This window comes from Pseudomonas sp. NY15181 (genome assembly GCF_048068055.1).
Lineage (GTDB): Bacteria > Pseudomonadota > Gammaproteobacteria > Pseudomonadales > Pseudomonadaceae > Pseudomonas.
The window spans coordinates 231,349-257,264 of sequence record NZ_JBLUPT010000005.1 but is presented as its reverse complement, the minus strand read 5'-3'; the positions used below and the strand labels follow the sequence as shown (position 1 = coordinate 257,264).

Below are 25,916 nucleotides of genomic sequence, written 5' to 3'. Positions count from 1 at the left end.
GGAGAGCCCCATGAACAGCGCAACCCCCATCGAACTCGACCTCCCGGTCTCCGGGATGACCTGTGCCAGCTGCGCCGGCCGCGTGGAGCGTGCCCTGCGCAAGGTGCCCGGCGTGCAGGAAGCCAGCGTCAACCTTGCCAGCGAGCAGGCCCGTGTCCAACTGGCCGGGCCGTCCAGCGGCGACACCCTGCCCGCCCTGGTGGCGGCCGTCGAACAGGCCGGCTACGCGGTGCCGGCGCACAGCCTGGAGCTGGCCATCGACGGCATGACCTGCGCCAGTTGCGTGGGCCGCGTCGAACGCGCCCTGCGCAAGGTGCCCGGCGTGCGCGAGGTCAGCGTGAACCTCGCCAGCGAACGCGCCCACCTGGACCTGCTCGGCGCGGTGGAGACCGCCGAGCTGATCGCCGCCGTCGACAAGGCCGGCTACAAGGCCCGGCCCGTTGAATCCGAGCAGCCCGGCGTCGATCCGCAGGTCGCGCGCCTGGCCCGCGAGCGCTGGTGGCTGGTCGCATCCATCGCCTTGTCGCTGCCGCTGGTGCTGCCCATGATCGGCGACTGGTTCGGCCTGCACTGGATGCTGCCAGCCTGGGTGCAATTCCTGCTCGCCACTCCCGTGCAATTCCTCATCGGTGCGCGCTTCTACGTTTCCGCCTGGAAGGCCGTGCGCGCCGGCAGCGGCAACATGGACCTACTGGTGGCCCTCGGCACCAGCGCCGGCTATGGCCTGAGCCTGTACCTCTGGTACGTCGCCGCGCCAGGACAGATGCCGCATCTGTACTTCGAAGCCAGCGCCGTGGTCATCACCCTGATCCTACTCGGCAAATACCTGGAGAGCCGCGCCAAGCGCCAGACCGCCGCCGCCATCCGAGCGCTGGAAGCCCTGCGCCCGGAACGCGCCACCCGTGTACGTGATGGCGTGGAAGAAGACGTCGCCATCGCCGAACTGCGCCTGGGCGACGAAGTGCTGGTGCGCCCCGGCGAGCGCTTCCCGGTGGACGGTGAAGTGCTCGATGGCCAGAGCCATGCCGACGAAGCCCTGATCACCGGCGAGAGCGTACCGGTGGCCAAGGGCGTGGGCGACGCCGTCACCGGCGGAGCCATCAACGGCGAAGGCGTGCTGCGGGTGAAGACCACCGCCCTGGGCGGCGAGACCGTGCTGGCGCGGATCATCCGCCTGGTGGAAGACGCCCAGGCGGCCAAGGCGCCGATCCAGAAGCTGGTGGACAAGGTCAGCACAGTGTTCGTCCCGGTGGTGATCGGCATCGCGCTGGTCACCCTGGTCGGCTGGCTATTCGCCGGCGCTGGCTGGGAACATGCGCTGATCAACGCCGTGGCCGTGCTGGTGATCGCATGTCCGTGCGCCCTGGGCCTTGCCACCCCGACCGCGATCATGGCCGGCACCGGCGTGGCGGCGAAACACGGCATCCTGATCAAGGACGCCGAAGCGCTGGAAGTCGCCCACGCGGTCGACGCCGTGGCCTTCGACAAGACCGGCACCCTCACCTCCGGCCAGCCGCGCATCACCAACCTCGCCGCCGGCGATGAAGCCGAGGCCCTCGCCCTGGCCGGCGCCCTGCAACGCGGCAGCGAACACCCGCTGGCCAAGGCGGTACTCGATGCCTGCGCCGAACGCGGGCTGGACCCGACCTCCGCCGACGCCATCCAGGCACTGGCCGGGCGCGGTATCCAGGGCCATGTCGACGGTCGCCTGTTCGCACTAGGTAACCGCCGCCTCCTGGACGAACTGCAACTACCACCCGGCGAACTGGCGGACGCCGCGCAGCGCTGGGAAGCCGACGGGCGCACCCTGTCCTGGTTGATCGAGCGCGAGCCACAGCCCCGCGTACTGGCCCTGTTCGCCTTCGGCGACAGTCTCAAGGAAGGCGCGAAACCCGCCATCGACGCCCTGCGCCAGCGCGGCATCGCCAGCCACCTGATCACCGGCGACAACCGTGGCAGCGCCAAGGTCGTGGCTGAAGCGCTGGGCCTGGACGACGTGCACGCCGAAGTGCTGCCCGGCGACAAAGCCGAGGTGGTCGGCGCCCTGCGCAAGAACGGCAAGGTGGTGGCGATGGTCGGCGACGGCATCAACGACGCCCCTGCGCTGGCCGCCGCGGACGTGGGCATCGCCATGGGCGGGGGCACGGACGTGGCCATGCACGCCGCCGGCATCACCCTGATGCGTGGCGACCCGCGACTGGTCCCGGCGGCACTGGACATCTCCCGGCGCACCTACGCGAAAATCCGCCAGAACCTGTTCTGGGCCTTCATCTACAACCTGGTGGGCATCCCGCTGGCCGCCTTCGGCCTGCTCAACCCCATGGTCGCCGGCGCGGCGATGGCCGCCTCCAGCGTCAGCGTGGTGAGCAATGCGCTGCTGCTCAAGCGCTGGAAACCGCAGGATCACCAGTAAGACTCATGCCCCGCCGCGGCGGGGCATTCGATCAAGAGGAATCGGCATGAACATCGGCGAAGCGGCGAAGAAGAGCGGCCTGACCGCGAAGATGATCCGCTACTACGAATCCATCGGCCTGCTCGCCCCCGCCGGCCGCAGCGCCAGCGGCTACCGCCACTACAGCGAACAGGACCTGCACACCCTGGCGTTCATCCGCCGTTCGCGGGACTTCGGCTTTTCCCTCGAGGAAGTCGGCCAACTGCTCGCCCTCTGGCAGGACCGCCAGCGCGCCAGCGCCGACGTGAAGGCTCTGGCTGCCCGGCATATCGAGGAGCTCAACCGCAAGATCGCCGAACTCAGCAGCCTGCGCGACACCCTGCAGGAACTGAGCGACCACTGCCAGGGTGACCACCGGCCGGACTGCCCGATCCTGAAAGACCTGGAGTCGGGGAATTGCTGCAAGTAAGCGACGGAGAACTTACTTCAAGCGCCCTTCAAGCGCTGTCACCGCCTGATCTATCTGCTCGCAGCCACGATCCCTTGCACTTCGCAGGTAGGCCAGTTTCTTGTCCTGCGAAGTGCGATCGACCTCTTTCGTACGCCGAGCAAGCTCGTAATACGCCTCAGCTTCAAACTCTTTCTGGGTCAGTTCGGGAAGAGGAAAAGCAGCTCGCTGGTTACGTCCACAAAAGCGGTAACCGGGAGACTGCATTGGATAGTAGCCGGCGTCACGCGAGGTCTGCGCTAGAGCCTTAACCAGTCCATCCTGAACATCCAGTTGTGCCATCTGCTCCTGGCAGATGGCGGGACCGACCAACACCGCCGGCAGGAAATGCTGTGTCGCGCTGCGCATCAGTAGATCGCAAATGTCATCTTTGCTGGCCGCCCCTTCAACCATGGGAATCCTGAGCGTCATCGCCAGCAGGTACTGGCCCGCAGAGTTTCCCTCGTCAGCAGAGTGTCGCAACGCAGGCAACGCCTCCTTGGCGAAGGTCACATAGTTGACGAACTGGGTCTGCAGTGCGGGATCCGTCCCTCCTTGCGTCGTCAGGAGGTCGTAGTCCTTGATCGAACTCTGCGACATGGCCAGCAATTCGCGCGCCTGAGCGAGGTCGCTGTCACCAGGAGCAGAATGCGCGGCCAAAGGCAGCAATGAGATCAGCCAAGCCGCCGCGGCGAATTTCGAGTACATCTCCAGATATCCCTTCCAGAAAATTGACGCGCGAGTTTGCACCGGGCGCTCGGCTCCGGCAAATCAACTGTTCCGCTTACGCGCTGGCCACCGCGCGACGGCGCCACAGGGAGGCCGGCAGAACGGTCACGGCCAGGCCAACGAAGACCAGCACGCAAGCCATCCAGTCCTGGGTGGTCAGCGCTTCGCCGAGGAATAGCCAGCCCGACAGCAGCCCGGACACCGGCACCGCCAGGGCGAAGGGCGTGACCTGGCTGGCCGGGTAGCGGCGCAACAGGAAGCTCCACAGGCCAAAGCCGACGGTAGTGGCGAGGAAAGCGATGTAGAGCAGTGCGCCGGCGCCGGTCCAGTTGATGTTCAGCACGGCGTGGCCGATCGCTTCAGGGCCTTCGAAAATCCACGACAGCACCAGCAAGGGCAGCGGCGGGATCAGGCTGACCCAGCTGATCAGGCGCAACATGTCGCTGGCGCCGGAGCGCTTGGTGGCAATGTTGGAGAAGGCCCAGGCCAGGGCTGCGGCGATCACCAGCAGGAAGGCCAGCAGGCTGTCGCCCAGCGGGCGCTCCAGGCCGATCAGCAGCAGGCCGCCAGCGGCCAGCGCCAGGCCCAGCAATGCGCGCGCGGTAGGCCGCTCGCCCAGCAGCGCGGCGGCGATCAGCACAGTGAAGAAGACCTGGCTTTGCAGCACCAGCGAGGACAGGCCGGCAGGCATGCCCAGGTGCATGCCAACGAACAGCAGGCCGAACTTCACCACACCCAGCAGCAGGCCGATCTGCACGATGCGCCAGAACGGCGCCGGCAGCGGGCCGCGCAGGAAGATCAGCGGCAGTGCGGCCAGGGCGAAGCGCAGGGCACAGAACAGCAGCGGCGGGAAGTCGTGCAGGCCGACCTTGATCACGACGAAGTTGACGCCCCAGATCAGGGTGACCAGCAGAGCGAGCAGGATATGGCGCAGGGGCATGGCGGGTAGCTCGAGGTGGGATGGACTAACGCTACCAGTCCGGCCCGCCGCTGTATGGATACAGTTGGTGCCGTACAGTTGCAGTAGGGCGTACAACCGTTCGCGGTTGTACGCCGCTTCACCACGCTGCGGCGCGGGTGCCGGGATTGAGCCCGGAGTGCACTGAAATCAAGGCTAAACGGCGTATAACTTCGAACCTTATACGCCCTAGGCTACTGGAAATATCTGCGCTGGGGTTGCCCTCACCCCAGCCCTCTCCCAGAGGGAGAGGGGGTTGTTCGGCGTGAAGCGGGATCGAGGCGCAGTCCTGACACACTCGTTATTTCCGACGTGCATCCATTGCCCCACTCGGCACGGGCGGCCCCCTCTCCCTTCGGGAGAGGGCTGGGGTGAGGGCGATCCCCCGCGCCAATGCGTCCAGACACGCCGTCATTGCATGCTCGAAGAGAGCGCCGTGCCAAACCCGTTCGCGAGCAAGCGCGCTAAGGGACTTCCCGCGCAGACTCGATACGCAGCCTCGGCCAACGCTGAAGCCAGTTCTTGGCTGACTGCCGCTCGTGGTAGATATCAGGCTTGGAACGGAAGCGTTCGGTTGGCCGAACACGCAGGTTCAGCAGATCATCGACGCCCAACGGCGCCAGCAACTCCAGCTGGTCGCCGGACAAGCGCACCGCGACCGCCGTGCAGACTTCCGGCCAGTGGCGCATCGCATCGGCGCAGTCACGGTAGGGAGCATCACCATTGCGCAGGTGCATGCGCGCCTGGTTGCGTACCGACCAGGGCACGCCCGGACAAGCCGCCCGCAAGCGGTGCTCCCAGGCTTCGTCCGCCTCGGACTGCCGGCAATCCTCAGCGAAATACAGCACATCCACATCGGCCAGCGGCGTCGCCTCGACATGGCCATGCAACGCATCCCACACGGCGTTGCGCACGAAGCCGGCGCCGATACAGGCATCGGCCGGGCCGTGATCACGCACGCCGCGCAGCAGGCGCATGCGCTCCGGCTGCGCGGCGATCAAGGCAAGGATGTCAGCGGGGTCGTGCAACCCGATCAAGCCTGCTCCCACGGCGGAGGCGGTGGTTCGTCAGGCTGTGGCGCGTCTTGGGCGACGCGGCCAGCCTCGCGGCGCGCCTGTTCGCGCAGGGCGTCGGCGATTTCGCGCAGTACGGAGTCGACGTCCGCCTCGTCCTCGGGGTCGTCGAAATGGCCGGTCAGCGGGGTGTCCGGCAACAGTTTTCCTTCCTCGTAAAGCGCCCACATTTCCTTGGCGTAGTGGGTGTATTTCAGTTCCGGGGCGAAGCGACCGAAGTAGGCGGCCATGTTGCCCACATCGCGCTCCAGCATGCGGAAGGCGTGGTTGTTGCCGGCGGCGTCCACCGCCTGGGGCAGGTCGATGATCACCGGGCCGTCCGGCCCCACCAGCACGTTGAACTCGGACAGGTCGCCGTGCACCAGGCCGGCGCAGAGCATCATCACGATCTGGCGGATCAGGAAGGCGTGGAATTCGCGCGCCAGCTCCGGCTCCATCACCACGTCGTTCAGGCGTGGTGCGGCGTCGCCATCCTCGTCGGCGATCATTTCCATCAACAGCACGCCGTCGAGGAAGTCGTAGGGCTTGGGCACCCGCACGCCGGCATTGGCCAGGCGGAACAACGCGGCAACCTCGGCGTTCTGCCAGGCATCCTCCTGTTCCTTGCGGCCGTACTTGCTGCCCTTGGCCATGGCGCGCGCCTGGCGGCTGTTGCGCACCTTGCGGCCCTCCTGGTACTCGGCGGCCTGGCGGAAGCTGCGTTTGTTGGCTTCCTTGTAGACCTTGGCGCAGCGCAGCTCGTCGCCGCAGCGCACCACATAGACCGCTGCTTCCTTGCCGCTCATCAGCGGTCGCAACACTTCGTCGATCAGTCCGTCTTCGATCAGCGGCTCAATGCGTTTCGGGGTCTTCATCGGCTTCCTGGCATACCTCTCTGCGGGCGCTGCGCACCTTATACGGCAATCCCCGGCGGTCGCCCAGAGCGATCAGGGGGCGGGCGGCGTCAGTTCGATGTTTTCGATCACCGCATCCTCCAGGCGCAGCAGCTCCAGCCCCAGCGCCTCGTCGCTGTCGGCATAGCGCAGGGCGATGCTGGCGAAGCCTTCGGCGGCCTCGCTGAAGGCCTCGACCATGCGCGGGTCGAACTGGCTGCCGGCGCCGGCCTTGATCCGCGCCGCCGCCTCGTCCGGGCCCAGCGAGGTGCGGTAGGCGTGACGGCTGGTGAGTTCGTCGTAGCAGTCGATCAACGTCAGCATCCGCGCGGCCATCGGGATGCGCTCGCCGGCCAGCCCTTGCGGATAACCGCCGCCGTCCCAGCGCTCGTGATGACTGTGGGCGATCTCCTTGGCGTAGCGCAGAAAGTCGGCCGGGTAGCCCAGCTTGCGTTCGGCCGCCGCCAGCGCGTCGTGGCCGACCGTGGTGTGGCTTTGCATGACCGCCTGGTCAGCCTCGTCGAGCTGGCCGGGGTGGTGCAGGATGCGATCGGGCACCGCGACCTTGCCGATGTCGTGCAACTGCGCCGAGCGCGACAGCAGCTCTATGTTTTCCACCGAGAGCTCGTTGGAGAACTCGTTGCGCAGCGCCAGGGTGCTGCCGAGCAGGCGCATGTAATGCTCGATGCGCACCAGGTGCTGGCTGTGGGCGTTGTCGCGCAGGTCGCAGAGGGTGGCCATGGCCTCCAGCGTGGCGTCCTGGATGGCTTGCAGCTCGCGGGCGCGGCGGCGGACTTCGAGCTCCAGGTACTCGCTCTTGTCGCGCAGGAAGTCGGCGTTGGCCTTGAGGTTGAGGTGCGCGCGGATACGCGCCAGGGTCACCGGCGGGCTGATCGGCTTGGTGATGTAGTCCACCGCCCCCAGGTCCAGGCCCTTCTGCTCATCGGAGGCGTTGACCATGCCGGTAAGGAAGATCACCGGAATGTCGCGCGTGGCCGGGTCAGCCTTGAGCTGCCGGCAGACCTCGTAGCCGTCCATCTCCGGCATCATGATGTCGAGCAGCACCAGGTCCGGGCGCGGATCGCTCTGCACCAGTCGCAGCGCCTTGGCGCCACTGGCGGCGACGCGCACCTGGTAGCGGTCCATGAGCAGCTCGCTCATCAGCATCAGATTGTCCGGCTGGTCATCCACCACCAGGATCAGCTCCTGCTCCGGCCGGTCCAGCATGCTATCCATCGCATTCCCCTTGATTGTTCAGACTGCCACGCGGCACCGGATCGGACCATTCATCCGCGCCGGCGTTCAGATCCTGATGTCGCGCTCCCTCGCGAGATTCACCAGGTGTTCCAGGGCGCGCTCGAACTCGAAGCGCCTGACGTTCGTCGCGATGCCCTCGTATCCCTCATTGAAGACGCTGCGCAGCAGGCTTGCACGCTCGCCCAGCAGACGCCCGGCGCGCGGGTCGTCGGCGGCCAGCAACTGCGCCAGGCGCCGGCAGACGCGCTCGACCTCGATGCCGTCGCCGCCGCTGATCGGCGCGTGGGCCACCACCTTCGCCGCAGGCTCGGGAAGCGGGGGCGCGGCATGGCTGATGCTGTCCAGGTTCACTTCCGCCGCATCGTCCACCCGCCCCATCGGCAGGCGGCACCAGAACAGGCTGCCCTGCCCCGCCGCGCTTTCCACGCCGACACTGCCGCCCATCGCCTCGGCCAGCCGCTTGCAGATCGCCAGCCCCAGGCCCGAGCCGCCGTAGCGCCGGGTGATCGAGCTGTCGGCCTGGCGGAACGACTCGAACAGGCGGTCCTGCTGTGCCGGAGAGATACCGATGCCGGTGTCGCGCAGGCCGAAGTACAGCTGCAGGCTGTCCTCGTCTTCCCCCTCCAGCTCGACGATCAACGCCACTTCGCCGCGCTCGGTGAACTTCAGCGCGTTGTTGGCGTAGTTCATCAGGATCTGCCGCAGGCGCAGCGAGTCGCCCACCACCTTGGCCGGCACCCGCGGATCGATCTCGCAGCGCACCGTCAGCCCCTTGCTCGCCGCGCGGATGCTGAGCAGGTCGAACAGCTCGCCGAGCATGCGTTCGAGGTCGAAATCGATGTGCTCGAACTCCAGCTTGCCGGCCTCCACCCGCGACAGGTCGAGGATGTTGCTGATCAGCTCCAGAAGGTACTGGCCCGAGCCCTGGATCTTGCCCAGGTAATCCACCTGCTGCTCGTCCAGGGTGGTTTCCTGCAGCAGGTGCGCAAGGCCGATGATGATGTTCAGCGGGGTACGGATTTCGTGGCTCATGTTGGCCAGGAAGTCGCTCTTGAGCTGCGCGGCCTCTTCGGCGAGGTCGCGGGCCTGGGCCAGGGCCACTTCGGTGGACTTGCGCGCGGTGACGTCGCGGCTCACGCCGACCAGCCCCAGCAGGCGCCCCTGGTCATCCTGGAAGGCGCTGCGCAGGGTATCGAACAGCACCTGCCGGCCGTCCGGGTAGATCACCCAGCCCTCGCTGGCGTAGGGCTCGCTGCCGGCCAGCGCCTGGTGGTCGCGGTCGTGCCGGCCGGCGCCGGCGTTGCGGCTGAACAACTGGCGGTCGCTGCGTCCGACGATCTCGTCCGGGCGCCGCCCCAGGCAGTCGGCGAACGCCTGGTTGACGCCCAGGTAACGGCCCTGGGTGTCCTTGAACCAGATCGGGTCGGGGATCGCGTTGATCAGCGCCAGCAGCGTACTGCGCTGGCGGCGCTCCTCGGCTTCGGCGCGGGCACGTTCGGTGACCTGGATCGACAGCCGCCGGTTCCACACCAGGACGAAGGTCAGCAGCGCGAGCACGCCCACCACCCAGGGCCAGGCGATCTGCAGCAGGTGCATCCAGTCGAACATGCCCAGCGACGGCAGCCAGCGGGCCTGGATGTCCGCCTGCTCGCTGCTCGAAATGCTGCCCAGAGCACGGTCGAGCAGTGGCACCAGCGGGTCCAGCTCCTTGCGCACGGCAAAGCGCACCTGGCTGTTGCCCAGGCCGCTGTCGCCCCGGACCTCCAGGTTGCTCAGGTTCAACTGCTCGACCAGGTAGGTCGAGGTGATCAGGTTGCCCACATAGGCATCGGCCTTGCCCGTGGAAACGGCCTTCAGGGCGCTGGGCGAATCGTCGCTGATCACGAAGACGACGCCGGGCACGGCCTTCGTCAGCAGTTCCTGCACGGCATAGCCCTGCTCGACCGCCACTCGCTGCCCGGACAGGTCATCGAGCACCCGGATGGTGCTGTCGCGGCGGGCGAAGATCAGGCTGCTGGTCAACAGGTACGGCTGGGTGAAGCTCAGAAAACGCTTGCGCTCCTCGGTCATCGCCACCGACGGCACCATATCCACCTCACCGGCGTGAACGGCGGCCAGCACGTCCTCCCAGGTGTTGTAGATCACCGGCCGGACCTTCATGCCCAGTCGCTCGGATATCAGCTGCAGATAGTCGGCGCTGATGCCGTGGAACTGGTCGAACTCGTCGATCACCTCGAATGGTGGCCAGCCGGCACGGAACAGTCCGACGCGAATCGGTTCGTGGGCACTGATGAAGGCCCGTTCCTGCTCGTTCAGCGCCAGGCTATCGGCATGCGCCGGAGCGAACAGCGTGACGAGCAGCAGGCAGCGGAAGCAGAATCGCAGCAAGGCAACGCTCTCTGAAGGCGGACATTCGCAAGCGTAGCCCGCAGTTTGAAAACGCGATGCGGATTGCCCGCCCGCAACGGCGGACAGACAATTTCCCCAACGCCGAATTCCATGGAGACCCACCATGATGAGCCTCGAACTGAACCCTGAGCGCTGCTGGCAGGCCGTCTGCGAGCGTGACGCGCGCTTCGAGGGACGCTTCGTCTTCAGCGTGCGTTCCACCGGCGTGTATTGCCGCCCCAACTGCCCGGCCCGCCGCCCCTCGCGCGGCAACGTGGCCTTTTACGAAAGCCCGGCCGCCGCCGAGGCCGCCGGTTTCCGCCCGTGCAAGCGCTGCTCGCCGAACGGCCCGAGCCCCCGCGAGCAGCTCGATGCCCTGGTCGCCGCGGCCTGCGAACTGCTCGACCGCGCGGAGAAGCCGCTGACCCTGGACGAGCTGGCCGGCCGCATCGGCCTCTCCGCCTCGCACCTGGCCCGCGCCTTCAAGGCCCGCACCGGCCTGACCCCACGCGCCTGGGCCGAATCGCGCCGCGAACAGCGCCTGGCCGCCGCCCTGCCCGAGGCACGCTCGGTACTGGATGCGGCGCTGGAAGCCGGCTATTCCGGCACCCGTGCCCTCTACGAAAGCGCCACCCCGCTGACCCCGGCGCAGCGCCGGCAGAAGGGTGCCGGCGAACGCCTGCGCTACGTCATCGCGCCCTGCCCGCTGGGCCAGATGCTGATGGCAGCCAGCGACAAGGGCGTCTGCGCCCTGCTGTTCGCCGATGATGCCGGGGAGCTGGAGGAGCAACTGGCCGAACGCTTCGGCGCCGCCGAGCGCGTGCGCGACGACGCGGGCCTGGGCGACTGGCTGAAGCAGGTGCTGGCGCAGCTGGCGGAGCCCGAACAGGCCGCCCACCTGCCGCTGGACCTGCACGGCAGCGCCTTCCAGTTGCGCGTCTGGCGCGCCCTCACGCGCATTCCCAGTGGCGAGACGCGGCGCTACGGCGAGCTGGCCGAACAGTTGGAAACCCATCCGCGCGCCATCGCCCGCGCCTGCGCCAGCAATAACATTGGCCTGCTGGTGCCCTGTCACCGCGTGGTCGGCGGCATCGGCGAAGGCGGTTACCGCTGGGGTCTGCCGCGCAAGCGCGAGCTGCTGCGCCGCGAGGGGCTCGCCACCGGCCGGGTCAGCGACAACGACTGAGACCGGCCATGCCCAGTACCGCCGCCCCGCTCCGGCGGCACTGGCACCTGGCTCGGCCCGGACCGTCATCCGGGGTCGCGCCCTTCACCGGTCGGAGCGCCCCGCCGTGCATGCCGCCGTTTGCGTACCGGCAAGGGGCCGGTCCGATGGGCATCCCACGCCAACCGTTCGGATTTCCGAACGAGATTTCCTCGAATATCCGGATTACCGAACGGCACGCTACGCACTCAGCGCGGCCGACTACCTAAATATCCTTTATATTCAACAAGTTAAAAACAAATGCAGAAGTTGGCACAGAGCCTGCTCCTGTCCATCCCGAGCATGCGGCATGGCAACCCTCGCCAGTCGCAGGACTGAATAACAAACACAACCAGTCGAGGTAGATTCCATGCGTTTCGCACCCCGCGCGCTGGGCGCCGCCATTGTCGCAGCGCTGCTCGCCACTCCCGTCGTCGCTGAAGAGCTCACCGGTACCCTGAAGAAGATCAAGGAATCCGGCACCGTCGTCCTCGGCCACCGTGACGCCTCCATCCCCTTCTCCTACCTCGCCACCGATCCGCGCCAGCCGGTGGGCTACTCCCATGACCTGCAACTGAAGGTCGTCGAGGCCCTGAAGAAAGAGCTGAACCTGCCCGACCTCAAGGTGCGCTACAACCTGGTCACCTCCCAGACCCGTATCCCGCTGGTGCAGAACGGCACCGTGGACATCGAGTGCGGCTCCACCACCAACAACCTGGAGCGCCAGAAGCAGGTCGACTTCTCCGTCGGCATCTTCGAAGTGGGCACCCGCCTGCTGACCAAGACCACCTCGGGCGTCAACGACTTCGCGGACCTCAAGGGCAAGAACGTGGTGACCACCGCCGGCACCACCTCCGAGCGCCTGCTCAAGCAGATGAACGCCGAGCAGCAGATGGGCATGAACATCATCTCGGCCAAGGACCACGGCGAGTCCTTCCTGATGCTTGAATCCGGCCGCGCCGTGGCCTTCATGATGGACGACGCGCTGCTCTACGGCGAAATGGCCAAGGCCAAGAACCCGGCCGACTGGCACGTGGTCGGCAAGCCGCAGTCCTACGAGATCTATGCGTGCATGGTCCGCAAGGGCGACGCACCGTTCAAGCAGGTGGTGGACAAGGCCATCGCCGATACCTTCGCCTCGGGTGAGATCAACAAGATCTACGACCAGTGGTTCATGAAGCCGATCCCGCCGAAGAACCTGAACCTCAACTTCCCGATGAGCGATGAGCTCAAGAAGCTGATCGCCACTCCGACCGACAAGTCTGCCGAGCAGATGTAACGGTCGCGCGCGGCTGCGCCCACAAGGCGGCGCTGCGTGAGGGATCGGGAGCGCACGCCATGCGCTCCCGGCCCACACCTCCTGATGACGATGCCGGAACACCCGCTACCCGCGGGTGGCGGGCCGCTGCATGCCCGCTTCCGGCTTCGTACCGTGAAGACAAATACCTGCTCACGCTCCGCGCAGCGGAACGTGAACAACGCTGAGGGGAAACCCGTCATGGATTACAACTGGGACTGGGGCGTGTTCTTCAAGTCCACCGGGATTGGCGACGAGCGCTACCTGGACTGGTACATCACCGGCCTTGGCTGGACCATCGCCGTCTCGCTCGCGGCCTGGGTCATCGCCCTGGCGCTCGGCTCGCTGCTGGGGGTGATGCGCACCCTGCCCAACCGCTGGCTGTCCGGCATCGCCACTGCCTACGTGGAGCTGTTCCGCAACGTGCCGCTGCTGGTGCAGCTGTTCATCTGGTACTTCCTGGTGCCGGACTACCTGCCGCAGCCGATCCAGGACTGGTTCAAGCTGGGCATCGCCCCGGAAACCTCGGCCTTCATCAGCGTCGTCGTGTGCCTGGGCCTGTTCACCGCCGCGCGGGTCTGCGAGCAGGTGCGCACCGGCATCCAGGCGTTGCCCAAGGGCCAGCTCGCCGCCGCCAGCGCCATGGGCTTCCGCCTGCCGGCGATCTACCAGCACGTGCTGCTGCCGCAGGCCTTCCGGATCATCATTCCGCCGCTCACCTCCGAGTTCCTCAACGTCTTCAAGAACTCCTCGGTGGCCTCGCTGATCGGCCTCATGGAGCTGCTGGCGCAGACCAAGCAGACCGCCGAGTTCAGCGCCAACCTGTTCGAGGCCTTCACCCTGGCCACGCTGATCTACTTCACCCTGAACATGAGCCTGATGCTGACCATGCGCATGATCGAGAAGAAAGTCGCCGTACCGGGCCTGATCTCCGTGGGAGGCAAATGATGGACTTCAGTCAGATCGTTCCCGCCCTCCCCGGCCTGTGGGACGGCATGCTCAGTACCCTGCAGCTGATGGCACTGGGCATTCTGGGCGGCGTGGTGCTGGGCACCCTCCTAGCGCTGATGCGCCTGTCCAACAGCAAGCTGCTGTCGAACATCGCCGGCTTCTACGTGAACTATTTCCGCTCGATCCCGCTGCTGCTGGTGATCACCTGGTTCTACTTCGCGGTGCCGTTCATCCTGCGCTGGATCACCGGCCAGGACACCCCGGTGGGCGCGTTCACCTCGTGCCTGGTGGCCTTCATGATGTTCGAGGCGGCCTACTACTGCGAGATCGTCCGCGCCGGCATCCAGGCCATCCCGAAGGGCCAGATCGGCGCGTCCTACGCCCTGGGCATGACCTACGGCCAGGCCATGCGCCTGATCATCCTGCCCCAGGCGTTCCGCAAGATGACCCCGCTGCTGCTGCAGCAGAGCATCATCCTGTTCCAGGACACCTCGCTGGTGTACTCCGTCGGCCTGATGGACTTCCTCAACGCCGCCCGCTCCCGTGGCGACATCATCGGCCAGCCCCATGAGTTCCTGATCTTCGCCGGTCTCGTCTACTTCGTCATCAGCTTCGCCGCGTCCTTCGGCGTGAAGCGCCTGCAGAAAAGGTTAACCGTATGATCTCCATCGATAACGTCAGCAAGTGGTATGGCGACTTCCAGGTTCTCACCGACTGCAACACCCGGGTCGCCAAGGGCGAGGTAGTGGTGGTCTGCGGTCCGTCCGGCTCGGGCAAGTCGACCCTGATCAAGTGCGTCAACGCGCTGGAGCCCTTCCAGAAGGGCGACATCACCGTCGACGGCACCTCCATCGCCAACCCCAAGACCGACCTGCCGAAACTGCGCTCCCGCGTGGGCATGGTGTTCCAGCACTTCGAGCTGTTCCCGCACCTGTCCATCACCGAGAACCTGACCATCGCCCAACGCAAGGTCCTGGGCCGGAGCAAGGAAGAGGCGATGGACAAGGGCCTGAAGCTGCTCGACCGCGTCGGCCTGAAAGCCCACGCCCACAAGCACCCCGGCCAGCTCTCCGGCGGCCAGCAGCAGCGCGTGGCCATTGCCCGCGCGCTGGCCATGGACCCGATCGTCATGCTGTTCGACGAACCGACTTCGGCGCTTGACCCGGAGATGGTCAACGAGGTGCTCGACGTGATGGTCCAGCTCGCCCAGGAAGGCATGACCATGATGTGCGTGACCCACGAGATGGGCTTCGCGCGCAAGGTCGCCGACCGGGTGATCTTCATGGACCGCGGGCAGATCGTCGAAGACTGTCCGAAAGAGGAGTTCTTCGGCGACCTGCAGAACCGCGCCGAACGCACCCAGCAATTCCTCGCCAAGATCCTGCCGCACTGATCCACCCCGAACGCCCCGCTCTCCGGGGCGTTCAACCTCACCACAAGCACAACAATAAATAAGGAAGGTCCATGCGTCTGATCCACTTCACGAAACTGCCCCTGGGCGTCGCGATCCTCGCCGCCAGTTCCTCGGTCTTCGCCGCCACCCTCGACGGCGGCGCGGTGGCCGCGCCCGACCAGTACGGCGCCAAGGTCGCCGCCGAGATCCTGAAGAAGGGCGGCAACGCCGTCGACGCCGCGGTCGCCACCGCCTTCACCCTCGCGGTCACCTACCCCGAAGCCGGCAACATCGGCGGCGGCGGCTTCATGACCCTGTACATCGACGGCAAGCCGTACTTCCTCGACTACCGCGAGATCGCGCCCAAGGCCGCAACCAAGACCATGTACCTGAACGACAAGGGCGAGGTGATCGAGAACCTCAGCCTGGTCGGCACCAAGGCCGCCGGCGTGCCCGGTACCGTGATGGGTCTGTGGGAGGCGCACAAGCGCTTCGGCAAGCTGAAGTGGAGCGAACTGCTGACCCCGGCCATCGGCTACGCCAAGACCGGCTTCAAGGTCGCCGACCAGCAGTACCAGTACCGCCAGGACGCCATCGCGCTGTTCAACGGCAAGACCAACTTCGGCGACTACTTCGGCACCATGAAGCCGGGGCAGACCTTCAAGCAGCCGGAACTGGCCAAGACCCTGGAGCGCATCGCCGACAAGGGCCCGGACGACTTCTACAAGGGCGAGACCGCCAAGCTGCTGGTCGCGCAGATGAAGAAGGACGGTGGCCTGATCACCCAGGAAGACCTCACCGGCTACAGCGCCAAGTGGCGCGAACCGATGCGCATCGACTGGCAGGGCAACACCCTGTACACCGCGCCACTGCCCAGCTCCGGCGGCATCGCCCTGGCCCAGCTGATCGGCATCAAGGAACAGCGCGCCGCCGACTTCAAGGGCGTGGAACTGAACTCCGCCAAGTACATCCACCTGCTCGCGGAAATCGAGAAGCGCGTGTTCGCCGACCGCGCCGATTACCTGGGCGACCCGGACTTCTCCAAGGTGCCGGTGGCCCAGCTGACCGACCCGGCGTACATCGCCAAGCGCGCCACCGAGGTCAACCCGAACGCCATCTCGCCCACCGAGAAGGTCCGTCCGGGGCTGGAGCCGCACCAGACCACGCACTTCTCCATCGTCGACAAGGACGGCAACGCCGTCAGCAACACCTACACCCTGAACTGGGACTTCGGCAGCGGCGTGGTGGTCAAGGGCGCCGGCTTCCTGCTCAACGACGAGATGGATGACTTCAGCGCCAAGCCGGGCGTGGCCAACGCCTTCGGCGTGGTCGGCAGCGATGCCAACGCCATCGAGCCGGGCAAGCGCATGCTCTCCTCCATGAGCCCGAGCATCGTCACCCGCGACGGCAAGGTCAGCCTGGTGCTGGGTACCCCCGGCGGCTCGCGGATCTTCACCTCGATCTTCCAGGTACTGAACAACGTCTACGACTACCACCTGCCCCTGGAGAAGGCCGTGGCCGCGCAGCGCGTGCACCACCAGCTGCTGCCGAAAGACACCATCTACTTCGACGCCTACGCCCCGCTCACCGGCAAGGTTGCCGACGAGCTGAAAGCCATGGGTTACACCCTGGAAGACCAGGGCTGGAACATGGGTGACATCCAGGCCATCCGCGTCGACGGCAAGGCTCTGGAAACCGCCTCCGATCCGCGCGGCCGCGGCATCGGACTGGTGGTCAAACCCTGATCCCCGGAACGCGCACCATGTGGTATCCGAGCCAGCCCATCGCCGTGCCGCGGCGCTGGGCTGGCTCGGCCCGGACGACTGTGCTGCAATGCCCTCCCAGCCCATTGCCACCGCCGCTCACCGTGAAACCACGCCTGTTGCGCAATCTCCTCTTGCCTCTCCTGCTGCTCCTGCTCACCCTCGGCTTCGGCTACGGCGGCTACCTGATCAGCGACGGCGCCGGCACCCGCGCCCTGATCGGCAGCGGCGAACGCCAGCTGGAGCTGCACGCCCGTGGCGTGGAGAGCGAGATGAGCCGCTACTCCTACCTGCCCAGCGTGCTGGAGCTGGAAAAGAACGTCACCCGCCTGCTGCTCGACCCCACCCCCTACAACCGCAGCCTGGTCAACGCCTACCTCGAAGGCCTGAACCGCCGCGCCGGCAGCCGCGCCATCTACCTGCTGGACACCTCCGGCCGGGTGCTGGCCACCAGCAACTGGCAGAACGTGGACAGCTACCAGGGCGAGGACCAGTCGTTCCGCGCCTACTTCCAGGACGCCATGGCCGGCCGCCCCGGGCGTTTCTACGGCATGGACAGCACCACCGGCGAGCCCGGCTACTACCTGGCCCACGGTCTGGTCAGCGGCGACCAGATCATCGGCGTGGCGGTGGTCAAGGTGAAGATGGATGCGCTCGAAGAGCGTTGGCAGAAAGCCCGCCTGCAAGCCTTCGTCAGCGACGAGAACGGCATCATCATCCTCTCCAGCGATCCCGCCCTGCGCCTGAAGGCCGTGCGCCCGCTCAGCGCCGACGACAAGGAGCGCATGGCGCGCAGCCTGCAGTACTACTGGTGGGCGCTCAACGAATGGCAGCCGCTCTCCCGCCGCGCCCTGGGCGAGGGCGTGGAAGAAATCAGCTTCCCGCCGCAGTCGCCCGAAGCCGACGGCCACAACCCCGTCAGCTACCTGATGCAGACCCGCCGCCTCAACGACACCTCGTGGAACTTCACCCTGCTCAGCCCGCTGCACGACGTGCGCCGCGAAGCCATGATCCACGGCATGCTCGCCGCCCTGGGCTTCGCCCTGCTGGCCTTCCTGCTGATCGCCTCGAACGAGCGGCGCAAGGTCATCGCCACTCGCCTCGCCGCCCGTGAAGCGCTGGAGCAGGCCAACAACGCCCTGGAGCGGCGCATCGCCGAACGCACCAGCGACCTGCGCGCCAGCAACCAGCACCTGCGCGAACAGATCCGCGAGCGCCGCCAGGCCGAGGACACCCTGCGCAAGGCCCAGGACCGCCTGGTGCAGGCCGGCAAGCTGGCGGTGATCGGGCAGATGTCCACCAGCATCGCCCACGAACTCAACCAGCCACTGGCGGCGCTGCGCACCCTCTCGGGCAACACCGTGCGCTTCCTGGCGCGCGGCAAGCTGGACGTCGCCAGCAGCAACCTCGAAGCCATCAACGAGATGGTCGACCGCATGGGCCGCATCACCGCCAGCCTGCGCGCCTTCGCCCGGCGCGCCGACGACCACGGCCAGGCCAGTCTGGGCAAGGCGGTGGACGCCGCGATGATGGTCCTGCAGGTGCGCCTCAAGGAGGTGCCGGTGAGCCTGCACCGCAACTTCCCCGACGCCCGCCTGGCCATCGACCAGACCCGCCTGGAGCAGATCCTGGTCAACCTGATCGCCAACGCGCTGGACGCCATGAGCCCGCAGGACGACCGCCAGCTCTGGCTGGAAGGCCGCATCGAAGGCGACGACCGCTATCGCCTGATCGTGCGCGACAACGGCCCCGGCATCCCGCAGGACGCCCGCGCGCACCTGTTCGAACCCTTCTTCACCACCAAGCCCGGCGAACTCGGCCTGGGCCTGGGCCTGACCCTTTCGGCCAGCCTCGCCACCGCCGCCGGCGGTAGCCTGGGCGTGGCCTACCCGGAGGCCGGCGGCACCGCCTTCGAGCTCTATCTGCCGCTGCTGCCTGCCCTGGAGAACCCCGCATGAGCGAAGAATCCCTGCGCGTCCTGATCGTCGAGGACGACCCGCACGTAATGCTCGGCTGCCAGCAGGCGCTGGCCCTGGAAGACATCGACAGCGACGGCGTGGGCAGCGCCGAGGAAGCGCTGAAGAAGATCGGCGCCGACTTCCCCGGCATCGTCGTCAGCGACATCCGCATGCCGGGCATGGGCGGGCTGCAGCTGCTGGAGAAGCTCAAGGCGCTGGACCCCAGCCTGCCGGTGGTGCTGATCACCGGCCACGGCGACATCGCCATGGCGGTGAAGGCCATGCGCGACGGCGCCTACGACTTCATGGAGAAACCCTTCTCCCCCGAACGCCTGGTCGACGCCGCGCGCCGGGCGCTGGCCCAGCGCGCGCTGACCCGCGAGGTCAGCCAGCTGCGCCGCCAACTCGCCGGCAAGCAGGCCCTGGAAAGCCGGCTGATCGGCCGCTCACCGGCCATGCAGGCGCTGCGCGAGCTGATCGCCAACGTCGCCGACACCTCGGCCAATGTGCTCATCGAAGGCGAGACCGGCACCGGCAAGGAACTGGTTGCCCGCTGCCTGCACGACTACAGCCGGCGCCAGGCCAAACCCTTCGTCGCGCTCAACTGCGGCGGCCTGCCGGAAAGCCTGATCGACAGCGAGATCTTCGGCCACGAGGCCCACGCCTTCACCGGCGCCGGCAAGCGCCGCATCGGCAAGATCGAGCACGCCGACGGCGGCAGCCTGTTCCTCGACGAGATCGAGAGCATGCCGCTGAACCTGCAGATCAAGCTGCTGCGCGTATTGCAGGAACAGCAGCTGGAACGCCTGGGCTCCAACGAACTGATCCGGGTGGACAGCCGGGTGATCGCCGCGACCAAATCCGACCTCGCCGCCATGGGCCGCGACGGCAGCTTCCGCAGCGACCTCTACTACCGCCTCAACGTGGTCACCCTGAACCTGCCGCCGCTGCGCGAGCGCCGCGAAGACATCCTGATGCTCTTCGAGCACTTCCTGCAGCAATCCTCGCTGCGCTTCGACCGCCCGGCGCCGGCCATCGACAACGCCACCGCCGCCACCCTCATGGCCCACGACTGGCCGGGCAACGTGCGCGAACTGCGCAACGTCGCCGAACGCTTCGCCCTCGGCCTGCCGGTGCTGGCCGGCGGCAACCTCGGCCCGGACGCCGGCGAGCCGCGCTTCGCCGAGGCGGTGGAAGCCTTCGAGAAGAGCCTGCTGTCCACCGCCCTGGAACGCCACGCCGGCAACCTCAGCCAGGCCGCGGCGGCCCTGGGCATGGCCAAGACCACGCTGTTCGACAAGGTGAAGAAGTACGGCCTGAAGGGCGAATAGCCAGAAGAAGGCTCTGCGTAGGAGCGGACTCCGTCCGCGATCCGGCCGTAAGGCCGGCCTGTTACGCCATCGAGGACAGAGTCCGCTCCTAGAAAATCAAGAGCCCCTCACCCTAACCCTCTCCCGCAAGCGGGAGAGGGAACCGTTCGGTGCAGGATGAAACCATGACATCAGCCGGCACGATCTGCCCCCTCTCCCTGAGGAGCGGGGCGCGCAGCCAGGGCTGGGGTGAGGGCATGCGCTGGCTCGGGCTTCCAAGAAGACAGTTGCTCCTACGAGGGCATCCGACGCAGCGCACCATTGATCTGCGCCGCCCCGTCCCCGACACTATCGCCCTTTCCACCGGCCGCACGAGCGGGAGCCCCATGTCCACCCAAGCCGAAACCCTCTGGAACCAGCTCTGCGCCGATGCCGGCGTCGACCCGCAGCAGCGCATGGCCGCGCGCCGCGCCATCCTTGCCAGTGCCGAGGCGCTGGATGCCGACGTGTACCGCCCGGACGACAACGACCCGGACGCCGAAGAGCTGGACATGGGCGGCGCCAAGGTCCTCTTCCTCGGCCCCTTCGAAGCCCCCATCGAGTGGGATGCCGCCGAGCGCGAAGACTTCTTCGACGACGCCGACCCGGCGCTGTTCTTCAATGCGCGCATCGAGTCCGAGGCCGAGCCGGGCACGCCGGGCTTCTTCGTTCCGGAAGTCGGCGACTTCCTGGCGGTGATGGACGCCGGCAAGATCCAGATGTACTTCCTGCACGACTGGAGCGAAGACAACGACGGCTGCACCTGCGTGCTGATCCGCGACGATATTCAGCTCTGACTCTGTAGCCGTGTAGGTGCAACTGTCTTCTACCGGGCAGTCCGTACCAGCGCTTTCCCCCTCACCCCAGCCCTCTCCCTCAGGGAGAGGGCTGGGGTGAGGGCTGCCCCGAGCGCAGATGTATCTCGTAGGAGCAGCGAAAGAAACCCTACGCACTGCGCCGCACGCTCCCCGGCGACACCCCGATGCAGCGCTTGAACGCCCGGCTGAATGCCGCCTCGGACTGGTAGCCGAGGCGCTCGGCCAGTTCCGCCACGGCGATCTCGCGCTCCTGCAGCCAGCTCAACGCCACGTGCATGCGCCAGCGGGTGACGTAGTGCATGGCCGGCATGCCGACCTTTTCGGCGAAACGCGCGGCGAAGGCCGAACGGGACATCGCCGCCGCACCGGCCAGCGCCGCCAGGCTCCAGTCCCGCGCCGGATCGCGGTGGATCAGACTGAGCGCGCGGCCCAGCTGGCGGTCCTGCAAGGCGCCGAGCCAACCGGTCTGCGCCGCCGGGTCCTGCTCGATCCAGGCGCGGATCGCCTGGATCACCAGGATGTCGGCCAGGCGGGTGATCACCGTTTCCCCGCCTGGACGCATCGCCCGCGCCTCGCTCTCCATCAATCGCAGGGTGCTGAACAACCAGTCGCGCTGCCCCGGATCGCTGATCCGCGCTTCCAGCACACGCGGCAGCAGACGCACCAGTTGCAGCGCGGCGGGATGGTCGAAGCGCACCGCGCCACAGATCATCGCCGTCGGCTCGCCGCCCCCGCCCTGGCGCAGCACCTCGTAGCGGTCGCTGGCGTAGGCGCGCGGCAGGTCGAACAGCCCCGCCGCCGCTTCGCCCGGCGCGCTGACCAGCCGATGCCCCTCGCCGTGGGGCACCAGCACCAGGTCGCCGGGCGCCAGCCGGCGCGACTCGGCGCCATCGGCCTGTAGCCAGCACTCGCCCAGGGTCAGCACATGGAACATCAGGCACTGCGGCATGGCCGGCAGGTCCAGCCCCCAGGGTGCGGTGAATTCCGAGCGGCAGTAGAAGGTGCCGCTCATGCGCAGGAAATGCAGCGCCTCACCCAGGGGATCGACGGATACCCAGGGATCAGTGGCGTCAAGGAAGGCTTCTGGCTGGCTCATGGGAGCGAGACTGGCCCGCGACGCCGGGATCGTCCAGCGCTTCTGGACGAATGAGCATGAAGCAACGACTTCCAGGCATTAACCGTCCAGCGCTTCGGCGAGAGACTGACTCCAGGCCAACGAACCCACGGCGGGCGCCGCGGGACAGGCTCACCACGAGGACATCGCCATGATCACCGTAATGGGCGCCACCGGTCGCACCGGTTCGAGAATCTGCCAGACCCTGCTCAACGCCGGCGTGCCGGTCCGCGCCCTCGGCCGCAGCGCCGAACGCCTCGCCCCGCTGGCCGCCGCCGGCGCCCGGATCGCCGTGGGCGAGCCGGACGACGCCGACTTCCTGAGCCAGGCCTTCCAGGGCGCCGAAGCGGTCTACACCCTGCTCGCCTACGGCCCGGACACCGAGGATTACCGCCACCAGCAGGCCGCCCAGGGCGAGGCCATCCTGCAGGCCATCCAGCGCAGCGGCGTGCGCCGGGTGGTGTTCCTCAGCAGCGTCGGGGCGGACGTGCCTTCCGGCAGCGGGCCGATCATCAGCATGCATGACCAGGAACAGCGCCTGCGCACGCTGCCGCCGGAGGTGAACGTGCTGATGCTGCGCTCCGGCGCACTGTTCGAAAACCTCTATGGAGCGCTGGACGTGGTCCGCGCCTACGACTGCTACAGCGACGCGGTGGCGCCGGACGTGCCGGTGCCGATGGTCGCCAGCGCCGACGTGGCCGACGCCGCCGGCCGCGCCCTGCTCGGGCGCGACTGGCAGGGCGTGGTGACCCGCGAGGTGCTCGGCCAGCGGGACGTCAGCTACGCCGAGGCCACCCGCCTGCTCGGTGCCGCCATCGGCAAACCACAGTTGCCCTATGTCCAGGTATCGCCGGAGGAACTGGCCGGGGCCCTGCAACAGGCCGGCTTCTCGGCCAGCGTGGCGGGCTGTTACGCGGAGCTGGCCGAAGCGATCAACAGCGGGCGGGTAAAGGCGCGGGAACAACGTTCGCCGGCCAACACCACGGCGACTCCGTTCGAGTCCTTCGCCAGGGACTGGGCAGCGGCTTTTGCCGCCCCGCAGTAGGACGAGCGCCCTGGAGAAAATAATTTCCTACAAATTTATCGGAGACCTCTGATGAATTCGGCGCAGGTCCGGTGTCTAGAGTAGGCACCCTACTTTTCCCGCTGGACCATCCGCCATGCATAACGATCCCGATAGTCTCTGGGTCGAAGTGGAGACCTGGTCTCCCTATCGCCCGCAACGCATCCTTCACGGCCGCATCAGCCGCGAAGACTTCCTGGCCCTGTACGAAGGCCATGCTCCGGCCATGGTGCGCCTGGACGACTGCCAGAGCGGCGAAGCGCCCAGCGGCGCCGTACAGGACCTGTTCCTCGCCAGCTCGCACATCCTCAGCGTCACCCCGCTGCACCGCGCCGCCTGAGTTCACTCAGTCGGCCATGCCGCGATAGACATAGGTCATCGGCCGGGGCCCCGGCAGGTAGTCCTGGATCAGCTCGCGCAGCGTGAAGCCGCCGGCCTGGATCAGCGCCGGCATGTCGCGGTCGAGGTGGCAGCCGCCGGCCAGCGGCTTCCATACCGGTGTCAGCCGGTGCTGCCAGGCGCGCACGCTGGCATCCGGCGCCAGGCCGTGTTCGCAGAAGAGGAACTCGCCACCGGGCTTGAGCACCCGGCGCATTTCCTTCAGCGCCGCCACAGCATCGGGAATGCTGCACAGGGTGAAGGTACAGACGATGCTGTCGAAGCTCGCGGCGTCGGCACGGATCTCGCCCAGCTCCAGCGCCACCATCTCCACCGGGATGCCGATGCGCGCGACGCGCTCGCGGGCGAGCTTCTGCATCTGCGCCGCCGGATCGACCCCGACTATTGTCGACACTTTCGCCGGATCGTAGAACGACAGGTTCAGCCCGGTGCCCATGCCGATCTCCAGCACCCGGCCCTGGGCACGCGGCACCAGCAGCGAGCGCTGCCTCATCACATCGCCCAGGCCGCAGGCGAAATCGATCAACCGGGGCAGGACATAACGGTCGTAGAGTTGCATGCGCGCGATCTCCGCTTTTCCCCCGATCCTAGCTGGCCTGAGCGGCGCCGGCACAGGGACTGACGAGGGGATATCCGCCATTCTCGCGGACGGCGCCGCCGCCTGACAGCGCCACTCGGCATAACCCCAGGGGGTTGTTAGACGATTGTCGACACTTCATCAAATCTTGATTGACCAAGGCGCATTCGAGGGGTAGCTTTCGCCGCACATCAAGAAGATTGTCGACACCATGAACGATAGCCTGACTCTGCCAAGCCTGGTTTCGGACGACAGCGAGACCCTTTCGGAACACGTGTTCCGAAAGATCCAGTCCGCCATCGTCAAGGGCGAGATCGCCCCCGGCAGCAAGATTTCCGAGCCGGAACTGGCGCGCACCTACGGCATCAGCCGGGGCCCGCTGCGCGAAGCGATCCACCGCCTGGAAGGCCAGAAGCTGCTGGTGCGCGTACCCCACGTCGGCGCGCGGGTGGTGTCGCTGAGCCACGAGGAGCTGCTGGAGCTCTACGAGATCCGCGAATCCCTCGAAGGCATGGCCTGCCGCCTGGCCGCCGAACGCATGAGCCAGGCGGAGATCGACGAACTGCGCAGGGTGCTCGACACCCACGAGCGCGACGAGGCCTTCCAGGCCGGACGCGGCTACTACCAGCAGGAAGGCGACTACGACTTCCACTACCGGATCATCCAGGGCAGCGGCAACAGCACCCTCACCCGCATGCTCTGCGGCGAGCTGTACCAACTGGTGCGCATGTACCGCCTGCAGTTTTCGGCGACGCCCAACCGGCCGCGCCAAGCCTTCTCCGAGCACCACCGGATTCTCGATGCCATCGCCGATCGTGACGGCGAACTGGCCGAGTTGCTGATGCGCCGTCACATCGGCGCCTCGAAACGCAATATGGAGCGTCACTACCTGGACGCCCAAGCCAAGACAGCCAACGAACGAGGTGAACAATGAGCTACAAGACCGCCGGCCAACGTTTCCGTGAAGCCCTTGCCGAAGAAAAGCCGCTGCAGGTGATCGGCGCGATCAACGCCAACCACGCGCTGCTGGCCAAGCGCGCCGGCTTCAAGGCCATCTACCTGTCCGGTGGCGGCGTGGCGGCGGGTTCCCTCGGCCTGCCGGACCTGGGCATCAACACCCTGGATGACGTGCTCACCGACGTGCGCCGCATCACCGACGTCTGCGACCTGCCGCTGCTGGTGGACATCGACACCGGCTTCGGCCCCAGCGCCTTCAACATCGAGCGCACCGTGAAGAACCTGATCAAGGCCGGTGCCGCCGCCGCCCACATCGAGGACCAGGTTGGCGCCAAGCGCTGCGGTCACCGTCCGGGCAAGGAAATCGTCTCCACCGAGGAGATGGCTGACCGCGTGAAAGCCGCCGCCGACGCCAAGACCGACCCGAACTTCTTCCTGATCGCCCGCACCGACGCCATCCAGGCCGAAGGCGTGGACGCGGCCATCGAGCGTTGCCAGCGCTATGTCGAAGCCGGCGCCGATGCGATCTTCGCCGAAGCCGCCTACGACCTGCCGACCTACAAGCGCTTCGTCGATGCGCTGAACGTGCCGATCCTGGCCAACATCACCGAGTTCGGCGCCACCCCGCTGTTCACCCGCGACGAGCTGGCCTCGGTCGGCGTGGCCATCCAGCTCTATCCGCTGTCGGCCTTCCGCGCCGCCAACAAGGCCGCCGAGGCCGTGTACACCGCGATCCGCCAGGAAGGTCACCAGCAGAACGTGATCGAGCTGATGCAGACCCGTGCCGAGCTGTACGACCGCATCGGCTACCACGCCTTCGAGCAGAAGCTCGACGCGCTGTTCGCTGCTGGCAAGAAGTGAGCGCGCGAGCCTGAAGCTTATGTAGGGTGCATAACGCCCCAGGCGTTATCCACCAT

22 protein-coding genes and 1 pseudogene are annotated in these 25,916 nt (G+C 67.0%); 15 read left to right on the top strand and 8 right to left on the bottom strand.

Going from position 1 to position 25,916, the window contains the following annotated elements; genetic code table 11:
- Window positions 1–10: 10 nt before the first annotated feature.
- Both ACNFBT_RS14895 and cueR read left to right on the top strand, forming a co-directional pair.
- On the top strand, window positions 11–2,413 hold the full coding sequence (locus ACNFBT_RS14895) for a heavy metal translocating P-type ATPase (RefSeq protein WP_416750508.1): 2,403 nt from the start codon (window positions 11–13) through the stop codon (window positions 2,411–2,413).
- A gap of 46 nt (window positions 2,414–2,459) precedes the next feature.
- The gene (cueR, locus tag ACNFBT_RS14890; protein WP_416750506.1) at window positions 2,460–2,861 is read left to right on the top strand and encodes a Cu(I)-responsive transcriptional regulator; all 402 of its coding nucleotides are present in this window, start codon (window positions 2,460–2,462) and stop codon (window positions 2,859–2,861) included.
- A gap of 12 nt (window positions 2,862–2,873) precedes the next feature.
- Here cueR and ACNFBT_RS14885 read toward each other — a convergent pair whose 3' ends face one another.
- From ACNFBT_RS14885 to ACNFBT_RS14860, 6 genes and pseudogenes are all read right to left on the bottom strand, one after another.
- On the bottom strand, window positions 2,874–3,587 hold the full coding sequence (locus ACNFBT_RS14885) for a hypothetical protein (protein WP_416750504.1): 714 nt from the start codon (window positions 3,585–3,587) through the stop codon (window positions 2,874–2,876).
- Window positions 3,588–3,650: 63 nt separating this feature from the next.
- Window positions 3,651–4,548: pseudogene (locus tag ACNFBT_RS14880) on the bottom strand (EamA family transporter).
- Between the two features lie 482 nt (window positions 4,549–5,030).
- Window positions 5,031–5,594, bottom strand: coding sequence for a nucleotidyltransferase family protein (locus tag ACNFBT_RS14875; protein WP_416750674.1), 564 nt, complete (start codon window positions 5,592–5,594; stop codon window positions 5,031–5,033).
- A 5-nt stretch (window positions 5,595–5,599) separates the two neighbouring features.
- On the bottom strand, window positions 5,600–6,493 hold the full coding sequence (locus ACNFBT_RS14870; RefSeq protein ID WP_416750502.1) for a PA4780 family RIO1-like protein kinase: 894 nt from the start codon (window positions 6,491–6,493) through the stop codon (window positions 5,600–5,602).
- A 72-nt stretch (window positions 6,494–6,565) separates the two neighbouring features.
- Window positions 6,566–7,747, bottom strand: coding sequence for a response regulator (locus ACNFBT_RS14865; protein ID WP_416750500.1), 1,182 nt, complete (start codon window positions 7,745–7,747; stop codon window positions 6,566–6,568).
- A 66-nt stretch (window positions 7,748–7,813) separates the two neighbouring features.
- Window positions 7,814–10,156, bottom strand: coding sequence for an ATP-binding protein (locus ACNFBT_RS14860; protein ID WP_416750498.1), 2,343 nt, complete (start codon window positions 10,154–10,156; stop codon window positions 7,814–7,816).
- A gap of 124 nt (window positions 10,157–10,280) precedes the next feature.
- Between ACNFBT_RS14860 and ada the strand changes: the two genes are divergently transcribed.
- The 9 genes from ada to ACNFBT_RS14815 all read left to right on the top strand — a co-directional run bounded on the left by ada (window position 10,281) and on the right by ACNFBT_RS14815 (window position 20,868).
- Window positions 10,281–11,342 carry a bifunctional DNA-binding transcriptional regulator/O6-methylguanine-DNA methyltransferase Ada gene (gene ada, locus ACNFBT_RS14855; protein ID WP_416750496.1) on the top strand — a complete coding sequence of 354 codons (1,062 nt, stop codon included), beginning with the start codon at window positions 10,281–10,283 and terminating at the stop codon, window positions 11,340–11,342.
- A gap of 388 nt (window positions 11,343–11,730) precedes the next feature.
- Entirely contained in the window at window positions 11,731–12,639 is a 909-nt protein-coding gene (locus ACNFBT_RS14850; protein ID WP_416750494.1) for a glutamate/aspartate ABC transporter substrate-binding protein, read from the top strand.
- 219 nt (window positions 12,640–12,858) lie between these two features.
- The gene (locus ACNFBT_RS14845; RefSeq protein WP_416750492.1) at window positions 12,859–13,605 is read left to right on the top strand and encodes an amino acid ABC transporter permease; all 747 of its coding nucleotides are present in this window, start codon (window positions 12,859–12,861) and stop codon (window positions 13,603–13,605) included.
- Window positions 13,602–14,270 (top strand): amino acid ABC transporter permease, encoded by a 669-nt coding sequence (locus tag ACNFBT_RS14840; protein WP_416750490.1) that lies wholly within the window; start codon window positions 13,602–13,604, stop codon window positions 14,268–14,270. Before ACNFBT_RS14845 ends, ACNFBT_RS14840 begins: the two co-directional genes overlap by 4 nt.
- A complete protein-coding gene (locus ACNFBT_RS14835; RefSeq protein WP_416750488.1) occupies window positions 14,267–15,001 on the top strand; it encodes an amino acid ABC transporter ATP-binding protein in 735 nt (244 codons plus the stop codon). The genes ACNFBT_RS14840 and ACNFBT_RS14835 overlap by 4 nt, the downstream gene beginning before the upstream one ends.
- A gap of 71 nt (window positions 15,002–15,072) precedes the next feature.
- Entirely contained in the window at window positions 15,073–16,746 is a 1,674-nt protein-coding gene (gene ggt, locus ACNFBT_RS14830) for a gamma-glutamyltransferase (RefSeq protein WP_416750486.1), read from the top strand.
- An 83-nt stretch (window positions 16,747–16,829) separates the two neighbouring features.
- The gene (locus ACNFBT_RS14825) at window positions 16,830–18,722 is read left to right on the top strand and encodes a sensor histidine kinase (protein WP_416750672.1); all 1,893 of its coding nucleotides are present in this window, start codon (window positions 16,830–16,832) and stop codon (window positions 18,720–18,722) included.
- Window positions 18,719–20,053 carry a sigma-54-dependent transcriptional regulator gene (locus ACNFBT_RS14820; RefSeq protein WP_416750484.1) on the top strand — a complete coding sequence of 445 codons (1,335 nt, stop codon included), beginning with the start codon at window positions 18,719–18,721 and terminating at the stop codon, window positions 20,051–20,053. Before ACNFBT_RS14825 ends, ACNFBT_RS14820 begins: the two co-directional genes overlap by 4 nt.
- 365 nt (window positions 20,054–20,418) lie before the next feature.
- Complete coding sequence (locus ACNFBT_RS14815; RefSeq protein ID WP_416750482.1) at window positions 20,419–20,868, top strand: hypothetical protein; 450 nt, start codon at window positions 20,419–20,421, stop codon at window positions 20,866–20,868.
- A gap of 148 nt (window positions 20,869–21,016) precedes the next feature.
- On the opposite strand, the gene ACNFBT_RS14810 is transcribed toward ACNFBT_RS14815, so the two are convergent.
- Window positions 21,017–21,985, bottom strand: coding sequence for an AraC family transcriptional regulator (locus ACNFBT_RS14810; protein ID WP_416750480.1), 969 nt, complete (start codon window positions 21,983–21,985; stop codon window positions 21,017–21,019).
- 169 nt (window positions 21,986–22,154) lie between these two features.
- Between ACNFBT_RS14810 and ACNFBT_RS14805 the strand changes: the two genes are divergently transcribed.
- Together ACNFBT_RS14805 and ACNFBT_RS14800 are read left to right on the top strand one after the other, a co-directional pair.
- Entirely contained in the window at window positions 22,155–23,048 is an 894-nt protein-coding gene (locus ACNFBT_RS14805) for an NAD(P)H-binding protein (RefSeq protein ID WP_416750478.1), read from the top strand.
- Between the two features lie 115 nt (window positions 23,049–23,163).
- Window positions 23,164–23,406 (top strand): hypothetical protein, encoded by a 243-nt coding sequence (locus tag ACNFBT_RS14800; protein WP_416750476.1) that lies wholly within the window; start codon window positions 23,164–23,166, stop codon window positions 23,404–23,406.
- Between the two features lie 6 nt (window positions 23,407–23,412).
- Here ACNFBT_RS14800 and ACNFBT_RS14795 read toward each other — a convergent pair whose 3' ends face one another.
- The gene (locus ACNFBT_RS14795) at window positions 23,413–24,024 is read right to left on the bottom strand and encodes a class I SAM-dependent methyltransferase (RefSeq protein WP_416750474.1); all 612 of its coding nucleotides are present in this window, start codon (window positions 24,022–24,024) and stop codon (window positions 23,413–23,415) included.
- Window positions 24,025–24,253: 229 nt separating this feature from the next.
- Here ACNFBT_RS14795 and ACNFBT_RS14790 point away from each other — a divergent pair, with 229 nt between their 5' ends.
- Complete coding sequence (locus tag ACNFBT_RS14790; protein WP_416750473.1) at window positions 24,254–24,976, top strand: GntR family transcriptional regulator; 723 nt, start codon at window positions 24,254–24,256, stop codon at window positions 24,974–24,976.
- Entirely contained in the window at window positions 24,973–25,860 is an 888-nt protein-coding gene (gene prpB, locus ACNFBT_RS14785) for a methylisocitrate lyase (RefSeq protein WP_416750471.1), read from the top strand. The genes ACNFBT_RS14790 and prpB overlap by 4 nt, the downstream gene beginning before the upstream one ends.
- Window positions 25,861–25,916 lie beyond the last annotated feature (56 nt).